The 14381-nt window shown below is 71.4% G+C and carries 10 protein-coding genes; 8 read left to right on the forward strand and 2 right to left on the reverse strand.

The genetic code is table 11. From position 1 onward, the window contains the following. Window positions 1-316 precede the first annotated feature (316 nt). On the forward strand, window positions 317-1834 hold the full coding sequence (locus tag ACFVS6_RS05325) for a hypothetical protein (protein WP_389700812.1): 1518 nt from the start codon (window positions 317-319) through the stop codon (window positions 1832-1834). A 67-nt stretch (window positions 1835-1901) separates the two neighbouring features. Here the strand turns inward: ACFVS6_RS05325 and ACFVS6_RS05330 are convergent, their stop codons facing one another. After that, the gene (locus ACFVS6_RS05330; RefSeq protein ID WP_389700813.1) at window positions 1902-2576 is read right to left on the reverse strand and encodes a hypothetical protein; all 675 of its coding nucleotides are present in this window, start codon (window positions 2574-2576) and stop codon (window positions 1902-1904) included. A 478-nt stretch (window positions 2577-3054) separates the two neighbouring features. On the opposite strand from ACFVS6_RS05330, the gene ACFVS6_RS05335 reads away from it, so the two are divergent. Next, complete coding sequence (locus ACFVS6_RS05335) at window positions 3055-3867, forward strand: hypothetical protein (protein ID WP_389700814.1); 813 nt, start codon at window positions 3055-3057, stop codon at window positions 3865-3867. Between the two features lie 608 nt (window positions 3868-4475). Here ACFVS6_RS05335 and ACFVS6_RS05340 read toward each other — a convergent pair. After that, entirely contained in the window at window positions 4476-5348 is an 873-nt protein-coding gene (locus ACFVS6_RS05340; protein ID WP_389700816.1) for a hypothetical protein, read from the reverse strand. Between the two features lie 377 nt (window positions 5349-5725). On the opposite strand from ACFVS6_RS05340, the gene ACFVS6_RS05345 reads away from it, so the two are divergent. From ACFVS6_RS05345 to ACFVS6_RS05370, 6 genes are all read left to right on the forward strand, one after another. Beyond that, complete coding sequence (locus tag ACFVS6_RS05345) at window positions 5726-5965, forward strand: hypothetical protein (RefSeq protein WP_389700817.1); 240 nt, start codon at window positions 5726-5728, stop codon at window positions 5963-5965. Further along, on the forward strand, window positions 5962-6285 hold the full coding sequence (locus ACFVS6_RS05350; RefSeq protein WP_389700819.1) for a hypothetical protein: 324 nt from the start codon (window positions 5962-5964) through the stop codon (window positions 6283-6285). The genes ACFVS6_RS05345 and ACFVS6_RS05350 overlap by 4 nt, the downstream gene beginning before the upstream one ends. Window positions 6286-7238: 953 nt before the next feature. Beyond that, window positions 7239-10766 (forward strand): hypothetical protein, encoded by a 3528-nt coding sequence (locus ACFVS6_RS05355; RefSeq protein ID WP_389700820.1) that lies wholly within the window; start codon window positions 7239-7241, stop codon window positions 10764-10766. A gap of 209 nt (window positions 10767-10975) precedes the next feature. Beyond that, window positions 10976-11476 carry a hypothetical protein gene (locus ACFVS6_RS05360; protein ID WP_389700822.1) on the forward strand — a complete coding sequence of 167 codons (501 nt, stop codon included), beginning with the start codon at window positions 10976-10978 and terminating at the stop codon, window positions 11474-11476. 113 nt (window positions 11477-11589) lie between these two features. Beyond that, window positions 11590-13224 carry a trypsin-like serine protease gene (locus ACFVS6_RS05365; protein WP_389700824.1) on the forward strand — a complete coding sequence of 545 codons (1635 nt, stop codon included), beginning with the start codon at window positions 11590-11592 and terminating at the stop codon, window positions 13222-13224. Between the two features lie 228 nt (window positions 13225-13452). Continuing rightward, window positions 13453-14381 (forward strand): trypsin-like serine protease (locus tag ACFVS6_RS05370; protein WP_389700825.1); only part of this gene is annotated, 929 nt, incomplete at its 3' end.

Below are 14381 nucleotides of genomic sequence, written 5' to 3' on the forward strand. Positions count from 1 at the left end.
CCCCATGATTAACTTCAACTGCATGTCAAGTATGGCAAGGATTACTCAGACGCAATTGATCCCCAACCTGCTCACCGAGTCCGCCGCGCTGCTGAGGGAGGGAAGCTTGGCCGGGGCGGCCGCGCGATGACCTCCATCGCCGCATGCGGCAACTGTCCGGGAACGAGTGCAGGAGCTTCATGGCCAGGGTCATCGGTCCTCGAACTCCTCTACGGGGAAGATGAGTTGCTATCTGTATGTGGTGGTCGGAGGGCCGTGCGACGGTGCGGCCGAGTGTGCCGTTGCCCTGTCAGCGGGGCCGGATAGCGTGCGCGGCATGAAGATCGAATCTCTTCTCGACGACCTCCGCACGCTGCGCGAACGCGGCGCCTTGGACACCGTGGACGCACCGGAGGTACCTGGCGCTTCGGGACACTTCCGCCGTATCCGTGACCTCGTGGATCCGATCGACGCCACCGCCACCGCCACCGCCACCGCCACCGCCACCGCCACCGCCACCGCCACCGCCACCGCCACCGCCACCGCCACCGCCACCGCCGGCGTCGGCGTCGGCGTCGGCGTCGACGCCGGCGGTGCCGACCGTGACACTGACGAAAGGGCCCGGGCCGAGGCCGTCCTCGCGCTCCTCACGGAGCGCGCCGACGATGTGGTGCCCGCGCTGCTGGCAAGCGTCGCCGACGCCCGGTCGACCGCCACGCTCCAGCCCGTCATACGGATCCTGACCCTGATCGGGCCGCCCGCCTTCGACGCCGTGCTCGCGGCCTGGCGGCGCGGCCACATCAAGGACTGGGCGGTGGGTCGCCTGCTCGGCTCGTTCGACGAGCGGTGCGCCGACCGGTACGCGGAGCTGGCCACCGATCCCGCTCGCGGCGCGGCGGGCAACGGCTTCGCGGGACTCGTCAGGCTGCGGACGGAATCCGACGCCGGGCTGCGTGCCCTGTTGGCGTGCTACGCGGGCCGCCGCACCGCCCCCTACAAGGCCGACGACTACGCCTGCCTGACCCACGAGGCGTACCGCACCAGGTTGCGCGCCCTGCGCCGGGACCCGGCCGCGTCACTGCGGACCCGCCGGGGCGCGATGGCCGTGCTCGTCGCGGGCGGCGGCATCGACGGGCTCGATGCCCGCGACCGTGCGACGATCGAGCGCCTGATCCGGGTGAAGATCGCGGGCGAAACCCCGAGCGCACCGTCGCACCAGCTCTTCGGATGGTGGCTGGCCGTGCCGGGAGCCTCGTACGAAGGCCTCTTCGACGCACTGGACCTCCACCACCGGCGACCCATCACGTGCACCGCCGGCGTCAAGGCGGTGGAGGGCCAGGACATCCAGGTGCCCGCTCCCGGCGGCGACGGCGCCGTCCAGGCCGTGGGCCGCGTTTTCATCACCCCGGAACTGGACGGCTGGCGCCTCGTCTTCGGCTCGTACGCCCACCTCGTCGGAAACGGCTGGGAGGACATGGTCGAGACCGTCGAGCGCGTCAGCCGGCACTGTGACCGGGCGCAGCTCTTCTTCCTCGACGACCACGGTGGCTCCGACGTGTGGTTCGTCGCCGAGCAAGGTCACGTGATCCGGCAGTACGCCGCCGAGAGCGACCCCGAATGGGAGGGCGACCCGCTCCCCTGGGAGACCCTCGCGGTCGACGACCCCGACTTCGATGCGGAGTACGACGATGCTCCGCCCAACGCGGGAACCGCCGGTGCGCGCACCGCTTGTGGTCACCTCTCGGTCGACCCGGACACGGTCGGCTCAGGGACCGGGACCCGGGGCCACGGCTGGCTCGCCCTCACCTCGCCGCACGCCGACCACGGCGCCTTCCCCGGCGTGCTTCCTCTGTGAGTACTCGTCGGGGTCACGCCGGTGCGGACCGGCTCCCCGAGCGGGTTGTCCGACAGGGGCGTCGGGGTCAGTCGGAGGCGGGGGCATGGTGGGCGAGGCTGCTCCAGAACCTTTCGGAGCCGATTGCCTCCAGGGTCCGCGCGCGCATGGCTTCGCCGAGGTCGAGGTAGACGGTCGCCAGTGGGAGCGGGTCGACGCGCAGATCGTCGGGCCCGATCAGGGCGGGCGCCGGCTTCTCACCGGCCTTGACCGCCCTGTCCGCCTCGTCGCTCTGGACGGCTTCTTCTTGCTCGACGGTCTTGTTCTCCGGGTCGTACGGCGTCCGTTCGTACAGGTAGGCCCCGGCTTCCTTCAACTGCGCCGCGAGCCGCTGCGTGGCCGTCGCGATGGCGCCCCACCGAAGCGCGGCAGCTTCGGCCGCGGCCGCCTGCCGGTCGGCGGGCAGGGCCCGCCATTGTTCAAGGGTCAGTACGTGCCCCGCCGTACGAGGTAGGTCGAGCTCCATGAAGTCGGCGGGCGGCACCTCGCCGGCGCTCCTCTGGCGTGCCTGACCGAGTGCTTTGCTGACCGCCGCAGCGCTCACCCCCAGGGTTCGGGCGACCTCCTGTTGACTCCCCAACTCCTCGACCCCGCGGCTGAGGGCCGCGGCGCGGCGATTCGCGGAGCTGGTGCGCTGCCACGCCTGGCGCGTTTCCTCGCTTGCCACGGCGGACTCCCATGACGGGATCTGTGACTCGGCCATGTTGTAGGGCTCCTCCCACTGCCTCGATCCATCTCGACACTGAACTTAACCTTAGGGTTAACTCGCATGTCAACCTTAAGGTTAATTCGGTGTGGGTGACCAACGGCCTTTGAGTCAGGCGGACATGTACCCACCGGTCTGGTTGGGTCCGCCCGCACACACCCCGCCGGGAGATGACCTCAGTCAACGACGCCGACCGGGACCGAGCCCCTGACCAGGACGGACGGTGCTGTTGCGAAGGTCTTGAGGGGTGTGTGCCTTTGGTTGGAGGACGCTTCGGGGGGTGGTCGGCGACGACTGCACCAACCGTGTTGCCGGTGGGGGAAGTTCTCCGGAGGCGGGTGCTCCGGGCCGACGGCGCCGTTCACCCGGCCGATGAAGTCCGGCGATGGCGGAATGTGGGCCTTGACCTGCGATTTCGTGTAACAGATGGTGGCTTTGGCGATCGACTGGGCGATCGACCGGGGCGGGCGGGGAAATGACACACGACGACTACGCGGACCGCTGCGAGGAACTCTTCGCGGTGGGTGGGTTCTCGACGGTTCGCGAGGCGGCCAAGTCCGGCTTGGACGAACTCGGGCCCGATCCGGTGCTCTATCGATGGCTCGGTCTCGCACACGCCGCGGAGGACGAGGACGACCACGATGCCGAGGCGGAGACCGCCTACGAGACCGGGCTCGCACAATGGCCGGACGACCTCGGCCTGCTCGTCTCCTACCTGGAGCTGTGCCTGCGGGCCGACAGCTGGGAACACCCCGGGCGCAGCAATCGCGCGGTCCTGCTGAAGGAGAGGATCGCGGTGCTGGCTCCGGCGGGGTCGCCCGAGGCGGCCAGGGTCGAGGACGCGCTCGGCTGGGCCGGGCGCGGCTACTGGCAGGACGTGCGGCAGAGGACGACAACCGCGCGGGCCGAGCGTGCGACTCAGGCGTCCCACGGCATCGAGGTCGCCGAGGCCTTGCAGCAAGGTGTACGGGCGCCCGCGCATCCGGAGGACCTGCGAGCCGCCGAGGTGGCGGCCGCACTGGAATTGCTGGCCGGCCCCTGGCGAGCCCCGCTCCGGCTCATGGTCCGCCATCGGGCGGTCGCGTACGGGGCCGCCCTCGTGTTGGTCCTCGTCACCAACAAGGCGCTGGTGCTGAGCGGGACCGTCTCCTACAGCGTGTGGGGTTGGATCTGGTTCGCGCCCCTCCTGTTGGCAGACGCGAAGCTCAAGCAGGCCCGGCGGTTGGCACGTCAGCGGGTGATCGCCGCCGTGCGGGCACGCCATGCCGAGAGCGCAACTGCGGGCTAGTCGGCGCGCCTGCGAATGCCTCGGTCGAATGACCACGTCGAAACCGAGACGGGGTGGGCAGGCGTGTGACCGTCCCAACATAGGATTGCGATCAAGGTTCTTTCGGGGGAGTGGAGTTGACCAGCCGTGATGCCTCCGTATTGCGCAGTTCCGATCTGCACCGCGTCCCACAATGACCAGGACTACGAGAGTTTCACCCTCGTGCGTTTCCGTGCGATACGGCCACCAACCGATCGTGAGGGGCAACCCGAGAACGCGCTCTGGTTCTGCAAGGATCACGTCCGGTACACCGTGGGCAAGACCGACATGAGTGCCGTGCTGGCCATGGTCCACATACGCGCGGCGATCCGACGCAGCGCTCCGAATCTCTGGCCACTCACCAGCATGCCCTGAGCCCACGCCTTAGCCCTGAGCCGCAGGTCCGGGCGTCGAACGTTGCCTTGGGTGGTTCTGGTCCCGTACCTCGATGGCGACTGCCTTCGGGGTGCGGGGCGGCTCCGGGATCCGGGAGGACGCGCCGTTCCTGGGCGCCGCCGCGGCAAACTCCTCGCGGAACGGGCCGTCGGATGGTCGGCCAGCGGCTCGATCGGTCTTCCCTGTGCTTGGCATCAGCTGCAGCTGCTGAGGTCGAACACGCCCCACGCGGTGAACGGCTCGGCCTGGACGTAGATCCTGCTTCCTCGGCCGACGATCCGCCGGCGGCCGGGGGCGGAGCCATCGGGCAGGGTGAGCAGGCCGACGTCCCTCGGCTCGACCGATGTTTCGGTGAGCCTGCCGTGGGCGAGTCGGTCCCCCTCCTCGCCGTAGCCGCCGTAGAAGGCGACCCGATCGCCGTGGACGGCCACCGCGTGGGCGCCCCGTATGCCGTTCGTCCACACGGTGACGGGCCGGTCGGGGCGGTCGGGTCGTATCTCGACGAGCGGGAAGTCCGTGTACGGGCACGCCCAGGCGGTGGTGCCCGACACGTTCAGGGCGTAGCAGTCGAAGAGACCGGGGATGCGGGCGCCGTCCGACGTCCAGACGAGCCGGCCCGTGGCGCTCCAGCGGCGGATCCCGACCGGGTTTTCGTCGAAGTGCCCGACCCAGATGTGGCCGGCTTCGTCCACGAGCAGGTGCTCGATGGCGTCCCCGACGGAGAAGGACGAGGTCTCGCGGCCGAGCACGTCGAAGACCTGGACCTGCTTCGCTTCCTCGTACCGGCGGGTGCGAGACACGGCGACGACGAACCCGCCGTCGGGCAGGCGGTCCAGGTACGGCCGGCGGCCCCGCACGCCGCTCAGCTCGGTGAGTTCCACGTCGCCGTCGGGATCGACCGAGACGACCAGGGCGTCGACGGGCGGTACGTCGCCGCGGGGCTGCGGGGCTCGTTCGGCAAGCAGCCAGTGGGCGGTGCCGAAGACATCGACGGTACTGGTCAGGACGTGGCGGTCGTGGTGCGCTCGGGGAAGGTGGAGGTGGGGGACGAGGGCGGTCTTCTGCACGGGCGGGCTCTCCTGGGTGGGCGGTCACTGCCGTCGGGTACTGCCATCGGACGCTGCGGTGAGCGGCGGTCGGCGGCGCGCGAGCGGCGGTGGCGGCGGTGAGGAGAGCGGGGGAGAGGTGAGCGGGGCGCCTAGACGGCATGGCCCTTTCTGGTCGTCATGAGGTGATCATCGACGATGTCCGGCCTTCGTGACAATCCTTTTCGGCGCGACGAGACACCCCCCCCAGCACCTCTCGGGCGGATGGTCGGGCAGGCCGGTCAGCTACGGCGCTCAGCGGCCGACTGCGACGCCGAGCCCGCCCACACCCACGTCCCCCGTCCGCAACGGGTCCTCGCGTGTGGCTCAATAATTCGAACACATGTTTCACTGGGTGGATGGACCCGCTCCGCTTCCCCGACGATCTGCTGTCCCTCCAGGCGGCCTGGCTGACGACCTACAGCGCCCTCGCCCGTACACCTCCCGGCTCCGGTACGGCCGTCCTGCGGCGGCGGCTGATCAGCCTTTCCTGCCGCATCCACGCCCACCCGTACTGGTCGGCCCCGGGGCGTTCCCGGGCCGGCGGGGCGGACCTGCGCCGCCGGGCACGGGCCCGTGGCTGGGGTACCGCGGCGTGAGCACCGGTCGGGACGGTCCGAGACCGTCGAACGCCGGCTTCCCGGACGACCTGGTCGCGCTCCAGCAACACTGGACACGACTGTTCAACCGGCTGGCGGCCTCCCCGCCGCCCGACGGCCGCGCGATGCGCGCGGAACTGCTGCGTACCGGCCTGCGGATCGACGCCCACCCGCACTGGGCGGCCACCGTCGGCGGCTGGAGTCGGACGGCCCGACGCGAACTCCAGCTCCACGCCGCCCGGGCACCCGGCGGGGAACCGCTGTTGGTGACGCGGTGCGTGGACGGCCGCATCGTCGCCGTACCGCCCGACGCACCCTGACCAAAGCCGACCAGCCCTGACCGGACGTCGGCGCCCGCCGGACCGGACCCGCCCCTGGCCTCGGGGCAGGCGTACGGGTTCCAGCCGCCGAGGCGGGGCGGCCGGGGGCGTCCTGATCAGCGGTTCCTTCTGCTCCTCCAGCAGTTCCATGCGCTCCAGCAGGCCGGTGCCCCGTTCCGGCAGGGGACGGTGGTCGCCGCCAACCTGCTCGGTGTGGTCGTCCCGGTCCCGGACCGGGACAGGCTCCAGGACGACGTTCCGCAGGGGATCCCCGCATGGATCCGTGCCACCGCGATCCGTCCTGCTCCACGTCGAGCCGGGAGCGTGGGCCCCTACACCCGCTGTGGCCGGCCCCTCAGCCGGAGCTGCCCACCCGCCCGAATCGCCCCTCAGCCCGAGCTGCCCACCCGCTCCGGCCGGCGTCAGGTGAACCTGCCTTCGCCGGCGCAACGGAGCCGGCGACGCAGGGCCGGGCGTCCAAGGACTCGCCCCTGTCCAGCTGCCCTGTCCAGCTGCCCTGTCCAGCTGCCCTGACCAGTTGTCCTGCCCGGCAATTCGCCCCCGGTGGTCGGGATCCGACAGGTACTTCGCTGCGTGGAGCGGCCTGCGGAACGTGCCGTACCGCAGGCCTCCGATGGCGGGGATGGCGCCCGGGTTCCGGATGCGCCGCGGAGTGGGAGGGGGAGCGCCGGAGGGCGTTTGCCCAGGCCGGAACGGGTCAGGGCCCCTTTCGGCCGGCCGGTTTCCCTTCCGCCCACCCCCGCGGTGCGCCGAGAGTGGTGATCGCCGCCGGGGAGCGAAACGCGAACCCGGTCGGCGTCACCGGAGAACACGGCATCGCGGTCGTGTTCACCGAGTCCGAACGGCACACCCGGTGCGGACCACCGACCATGACAGCCCGTCAGGCCGGGAGCACGTCCTGGTCGGGATCAGCGCAAGAGAAGGGAGTCGTGATGGCATCACGTTCACGACAGCTCAACAGACGTCAGATACTCACCGCCTTCGCCGGGGTGGCGGCCGGTTGTGCGTTGTCCAACTGCACGGTGCTCAGCCGGTCCGCGTACGCCGCGGGTCCGGTCGGGTCCGCCGCGGTGCCCGAGGGGTCCGGCCTGCCGGACACCGACCGCGGCAAGGTCGTCTGGGCGTACCGGACGGGCGGCCGAGCCGTCCGCACCGCTGCCGCCGCCGCCCTGGTGGGCAGCACGGCGGACGTGAAGGCGTTCCTCGACGAGAAGCTGGCCGCCGCCCGGGCCGAGGACAACAGGTTCACCCTCACGCAGTCCCTGGTCATGGCGGGCAAGGCGACTCGCGAAGGCATCGGAGCGGCGCTGTCGGGGGGCACGGCGGCGGTCGAGGCCTTCCTCAAGGGCGGGTTCCAGGGCGCGGTGCGCGAGGACCTGAAGGTGGCCGTGACCACGGTCATGGCCCGCGGTGGTCGTGCGGTGAAGCGTGACGCGTCCGCCGCGCTGGAGGCCGATTCGGACTTCGCGTTGCGCGCCTTCCTCAGCGGCGGACAGTTCACCGCCCACGAGGAGGACGACCGGGTGCAGGTGACGTCGATCCTCGTGACGGCGTCACCACAGGTGAGGGTGTACGCGCAGCGGGCACTGGACGACGGGACGCCGAGGGCGATCCGGTGGTTCCTCGAAACGGGCCAGTACATCGCCCGTGCCCGTGACGAGGAGACCGCGACGATCCAGCAGCTGGTCAAGGTCGTGGAGGCGGAGGGGCAGCGCGCCGGCCGGAAGACCGACGAGGCCGTCGAGCTGTCCCAGCAGGCCGTGAAGGCCGCCGAGAAGGCGAAGGAGGCGGCGCTGGAGGCCAAGGCCGAGGCCGAGGCCGCCAATCAGGACGTCCAGCGTTCGGCGAGGGCCGCGAACAAGGCGGCGCAGGCGGCCCGGGGTGCGGCGGCAGCCGCGTCGACCGCGGTGTCGGCGTCGCGGACGGCGCAGGCCGCCGCGCAGCGTTCGGTGGCGGCAGCGCACGCCGCCGCGGCAGCGGCCGCGTCGGCGGGACGGGCGGCGACCCGGGCGTACCAGGCCGCGATCGGGGCTTCCAAGGACGCGGCGATGGCGGACGCGGCCCGAGCGGCGGCGCAGGCCGCCACGGCCATGGTCAAGTTCGTCCGCGCCGTGGCGGAGAAGGCCGATCTCGCGGCCAAGTCCGCCGAAGCGGCGGACGCCGCGGGTGCGGCCGCCGCCGGCTCGGCCCTCAACGCCGCCGCCGCGGCTCGGGCTTCGGCCGACGCGGCCGTGGCCTCCGGCGCCGCGCAGTCCGAGGCCGCCGTGGCGCAGCGGGAGGCCGCCGTGGCCGAGGCCGCCGCGGGCAGGGCGACGCGGGCCGCGGCCAAGTCGCGGACCTTGGCAGGGCAGGCGGCGACCGCCGCCCGTGCGGCGCGGGACGCGGCCAACAGTGCCGCCGATCACGCGGAGAAGGCGGCAGCGGCCGCGATGGAGGCGGCGAACCACGCGGGCCAGGCGGTCGACTACGCCAACCGGTCGACGGCAGCCGCCAACGCGGCCGTCGAGGCGGCGAACAAGGCTGCCGACGCCGTCGACAAGGCGCGTGCGGTCGAACAGACGGCCCGTGAGGCGGAAACCGCCCGACTGGCCGAGGAGACCGCCGAGGCGATCGAGCGGGCGCGGCTGGAGGCGAGCGCCGAAACGAATCAGCTCGAACGGTACAACCGGGAGCGGACCCAGGAAGCGCGCCTGTCGCAGGAACTGCTCGCGCTCATCGGCTCGGCGGAGTCGGCCCTGAAGGCCGGCCGGACCGCGGACGCCGTGGTGGCCGGACGCAAGGCGGCGATCCAGCTCATCGGGCGGGCGGGAACGTGGACCCATCAGGCCGCGGAGTTCGCGCTGGCCGGCTCGGACGAGGACGTCGTCCACTGGATCGACGCCGACCGGCTGATCGCCCTGCGGCAGGACAACGTCGAGAACGTCGCGGCCATGGCCGCGATCTCGACCAAGAACGTGGCCCTGGCGGCTGTGGCCGTGCTCAGGACCGAGGACCCCACGAAGGTGCGGACGTTCCTCGAGAACGGAGCACTTGAGGCGGCCAAGGACGACAACCGGGTCGAGGCCACGACGATCCTGGCCGACGACAACACCGGCCCGGCCGAGCGCCGTGCGGCCGTGGCCGCGCTGGAGAAGGGCACCGCCCAGGCCCTGCACGTCTTCCTGCACGTCGAGCGTGCCGCGGCCGTCCGCGAGGACGACCGCGTGAAGGCGACCACCCTCCTGGCGAACGGAGGTCCCTACGTCAAGGCGGCCGCCAAGATCGCGCTCGAGGGCGACACCCACATGCTGCGCCGGTTCATCGGCACCACGCAGCACGAGTTCGCGCGGATCGATCACGACCACGCCACGCACATCAGCGCGATCCGGGCGATGATCGCGGGCGCCGCCAAGGTGGCCCAGGAGGCGCAGGAGAACGCGGCACGGGCCTCCGAGGCGGCAGCCCTCGCACGTGACGCGGCCGCCAAGGCGGTCGAGTGGGCCGACCGTGCCAAGGGTTACGCCGCGGCCGCGAAACTGTCCGCCGAGGAGGCGCGCAAGAACGCGGCGTCCGCCGAGGCCTCCGCCGCCTCCGCGGCACGCTCCGCCGAGACCGCGCGTCAGGCGGCCGTGGCGGCGCGCAGGGCGAGCAGCGTGGCCCGGAGCGCGGCGACCCGCGCCGTACGGTCCGCCACCGAGGCCGCTTCCTACGCCTCCGACGCCGCGGCCTCGGCCGCCGCGGCCCGCAAGGCCTCGCTCGCGGCCGGGGCGAGCGCCGGCGCGGCCTCCCAGGCCGCGTCGGAGGCCAAGCACCTCGTCATCGAGGCCGCGATGCGCGAGGCGATCCAGAAGGCCCTGGACAACTCGAAGGTCCCCATCGTCCCCGGCAAGAACGGCCTCCCCGAAGGCGCCGAGAGCTGCCTGACGCCGTTCGGCACGCCCATCGAGTCCAGCAACAACACCAATCCGTGGGAACTGGGCGTGGATTGGCTCACCGGAAAGGGGCCCCGGTCGCAGTGCTTCGGCCCGAACGACGAACTCACCCGCGTCTACCGTGAGCACGAGCACACGCAGAAGGCCCTCGCCTTCTTCGCCGACCGTACGCGGAACGGGAACTTCGAACTCGGCCGCTCCTATCTGTACGACTACTCGCTCGGCGGCTTCGACGGCGCGGGGAAGTACCTCAAGGACTACGGGACGCTCTCCACGGCCGGCCTCACGGGAAACCTCGCGTACACGTTCCTGGGCTCGCACCAGGTCCGGATGACCCCCACCCGCAAGAACGCGGACGGCTCCGTCGTCTGGCGGTACACCGCGTACAACGAGTCGGACATCGAGTCCGCGACCCACCCCCCGGTCATCGGATACACGGACTGGTGGAGCAACAGCGTGGGTGCGCTCATCGACAAGATCGTCGGTGATTCCGGTCCGATGTCGCCCAAGACCCAGGTCATCGAGTTCGACGTCATCTTGAAGCCGTGACGAACGGCCTGACGTGCGGCTTGACGCACGGGCTGACGAACGGCCTGACGAACGGCCTGACGAACGGGAGCGGGCCCAAGGCCCACACGGCGTCCCGCCCCTGACGGGCCGCCCTCTCCGGAACTCGCCGAGGTGGCGGCGCCGCCCGTGCGGCGCGCCGCCGCCCCTGCGGCATCAACCCCTGATCAATACCTACAGCTAGGACTGTCATGAAGTCACGCAACGCATGGAAGCGCATTCTTGGAACCGCCGCCGCGGCCGGTGTACTGGCCTGGGCCGTGACGGCCGGGGGTGGCCAGCCGTCCGACGTCACCGCTGGACCTGTCGCCGAAACGGGACCGGGATACGCCATCGAGGACTACAACTACCCGAACGCCGACAAGGTGCTGGCCGAGCAGGGCATCGTCCTCAAGCGGGGCGACGGCCACATCGTGCTCGCCGACTGCCGGAGCGAGGAGAACCTCCTCAAGTTCCTGGCCCGTGACCGGGCGGACGTGTGTTTCAAGGTCATCGGCGATGAGGGCTTCCTGACCCTGGAACTCAAGTCGGTGCACGGAGTGCGGACCGACGATTCCGGCAACACCCACCTCGCGATGACCGCCGAGAACGACCGCGTCGAGTACAACATCCCGGCGAAGACCTGGGAAGGCGTCGGCGAGTCCGTGGACGGTCGGGACCACGTCCTGGTCGAGATCCGCGTCACCAAGTAACCCGCGCCGCCCCCCGGCGAGATCGCGATCCGGGCGCCACCCGTGCCCGCCCTCGGTCGCCCGACCGGCGCCCCAGCCATCTGCCACAGTTCTCGGAACCTCGAAGGAAAACCATGTCCCGCATACGTCCGCGCACGATGTGGTCGGCCACGGCCATGACCATCGCAAGCGCCACCGCGCTCATTCCCGCAGGTACGGCTCTGGCCGCGGCCGGCACTCCCGCCGCCGCCGGAACCTACACCCACACCGCCCGGCTGACCATCGGGGACGAGTCCAACGGCCGGGCCTGCTCGGCGGTCCTCGTCGACGAGAGCTGGGTCCTGAGCGCGGTGAGCTGCTTCGCGAAGACGCCCGGAGCGTCGGTTGCCGCGGGCAAGCCGGAGCTGAAGGCCACCGCGAGGATCGGTACGACCACGCTCGACGTGGTGAGCATCGTTCCTCGCGGTGACCGGGACGTGGTCCTCGCGAGGCTGTCCGCCCCCGTCACCGGCATCGCCCCCATCAAGCTCGCCGCCGCGCAGCCCGCCGTGAACGCCGCCGTGTCGGCGGCAGGCTTCGGCCGGACCAAAACGGAGTGGGTGCAGGACAAGGTGCACACCGCCGCGTTCGGTGTCTCTTCCGCCGATGCGACGACGCTGGCCCTGACGGCCAAGGGCACCGACGCGATCTGCCAGGGCGATGCCGGGGGGCCGCTCGTCAACGGCAAGGGCGAACTGGCCGGCATCAACAGCCGTTCCTGGCAGGGAGGATGCCTGGGGACCCCCGCCGGCGAAACCCGCACCAACGCGATCGCCGCACGGGCGGACGACCTCCGGGGCTGGATGCAGCAGGAAATCCTGCCGCAGACCCCCGGCTGGAAGACCCAGGCCCTGGTGCAATCCGGCAGCGGCCTCTACCAGGCCACCCGCGGCAACGACGGTTCCTGGACCGGCTTCAACGACGTCCAGAGCCGGACCGGCGCGGTCCCCGGCGGGCTTCGCAACTCGGCGGCCGTCGGTATGAACGGCGACACCCACGTCCTGGCCGTCAGCAACGACAGCAAGCTGTTCCACACCATCCGCAAGCAGGACGGCACCTGGGCCACCTTCGGCAACGTCTTCGAGGTCGCCGGCACCCTGGGCAACCTCACCAGCGTCACCGCGACGAACATCGGCTGGGACCTCCACGTCGTCGCCGTCGCCGACGGCAAGGCCCTGCACACCGTTCGCAACGCCACCGGCCACTGGACGCCCTTCAAGGACATCACCACCGGCAAGGTCGCCAACGTGACCGGCGCGGCCACCGCCGTCGTCCGCGGTGAACTCCAGGTCACCACCCTCAGCGGCGGCAAGGCGTACCACACCATCCGCCAGACCAACGGCAACTGGCTCAACTGGGGCGACGTGGCCGGCGCCGCCGGCGCCACCGGTCCCATCACCTCCCTCAGCACGATCGGCGCCGGAGACGAGACCCACATCGTCATCGCCACCGACAACGGCACCCGCCAGTACCACGCCGTACGCAACTTCAACGGCACCTGGAGCCCGCTGACCGAGATCAAGTCCATCCTCGGCACGGTCACCGCCAAGTCCGTGGCCACCGCCAACATCGCCGGTGAGGTCCAAGTGGCCGTCACCACCGCCGACGGGAAGCTCCTGCACACCACGCGCCACACCGACCGCACCTGGGCCCCCGCCACCACCGTCCCCACCCCGGGCCTGCCGGGCGCCCCCGGTCACCTCGCCCTCACCGGTACCTGGAACGGCTGACCCACCCTCGCAACCCGGCGCCGACCACACCCGTGACACCGGCGCGACGATGAGCCGGACGGCGCCGGTCACCAGGACTCGGATCCAGTGACCGGCGCCGGCGCCCCCAGGTGACCGGCGCCGGCCTACGGCCCACGGTCTACGGCGCACGGCGCACGGCACATGGCGCAGCCGAACTTCGACGCGTACGCATACCTCACCCAATCCCGTTCCTGAAGGAAACCGCTCATGTCTGCATTCCGTCCGCGCACCGCGCGGATATCGGGCCTGCTCGTCATCGCCACCGCGGTCGCCGCGGGCATCGTTCCCGCCGGTTCCGCCCAAGCCGTCTCCGGCCCGGAGGCGGCGGCCGGCCGGCACGCCTCCGTCGTCAAGCTGAACATCGGCGACGAGGCGAACGGCCGCGGATGTACCGGCTCCATCGTCGACGACTCCTGGGTCCTCACCGCGGCCGGCTGCTTCGCCGCGACGCCCGGTACCGCGGTGCCGGCCGGTGCGCCGGCGCTCAAGACCACCGTGACCCTGGGCGACGGCCGGCGCGTCGACGTCTCCGAGCTCGTCCCCCGCACCGACCGGGACGTCGTCCTGGCCCGCCTCGCCACTCCCGCCGGCGGGACCGCGCGCATCAAGCAGGCAGGCGCCGCCCCGGCGGCCGGTGCCGACCTGACCGCCGTGGGGTTCGGGCGGACGAGGACCGAGTGGGCACCCGGCAAGACCCACACCGGCGCGTTCACCCTCAACACCTCCAACGCCACCACCCTGACCATCACGGGCAAGGGCACCGACGCCATCTGCAAGGGCGACACCGGCGGTCCGCTGCTGAACGCCGCCGGCGAGCTGGTCGGCGTCAACAGCCGTTCCTGGCAGGGAGGTTGCCTCGGCACGGCCCCCGCGGAGTCCCGCACCGGCGCCGTTTCGGCACGTGCCGACGACCTCGGCGGTTGGATCGAGGAGACGGTACGACGTTCCGTCGCACAGCGTGACGTGAACGGTGACGGCCGCTCCGACGCGGCGATGGTCTACCACCACGCCAATGGTTCCGTCGGCTTCTACAGTTCCTTGGCGAAGGCCGACGGCGGCTTTGGTGAGTTCAACGTCGGTTACACCGTTCCCGCCAGTGGTGGCTGGGATCGGAACGCGATGAAGCTGATCACCGG

This window comes from Streptomyces sp. NPDC057939, from assembly GCF_042887545.1.
Lineage (GTDB): Bacteria > Actinomycetota > Actinomycetes > Streptomycetales > Streptomycetaceae > Streptomyces.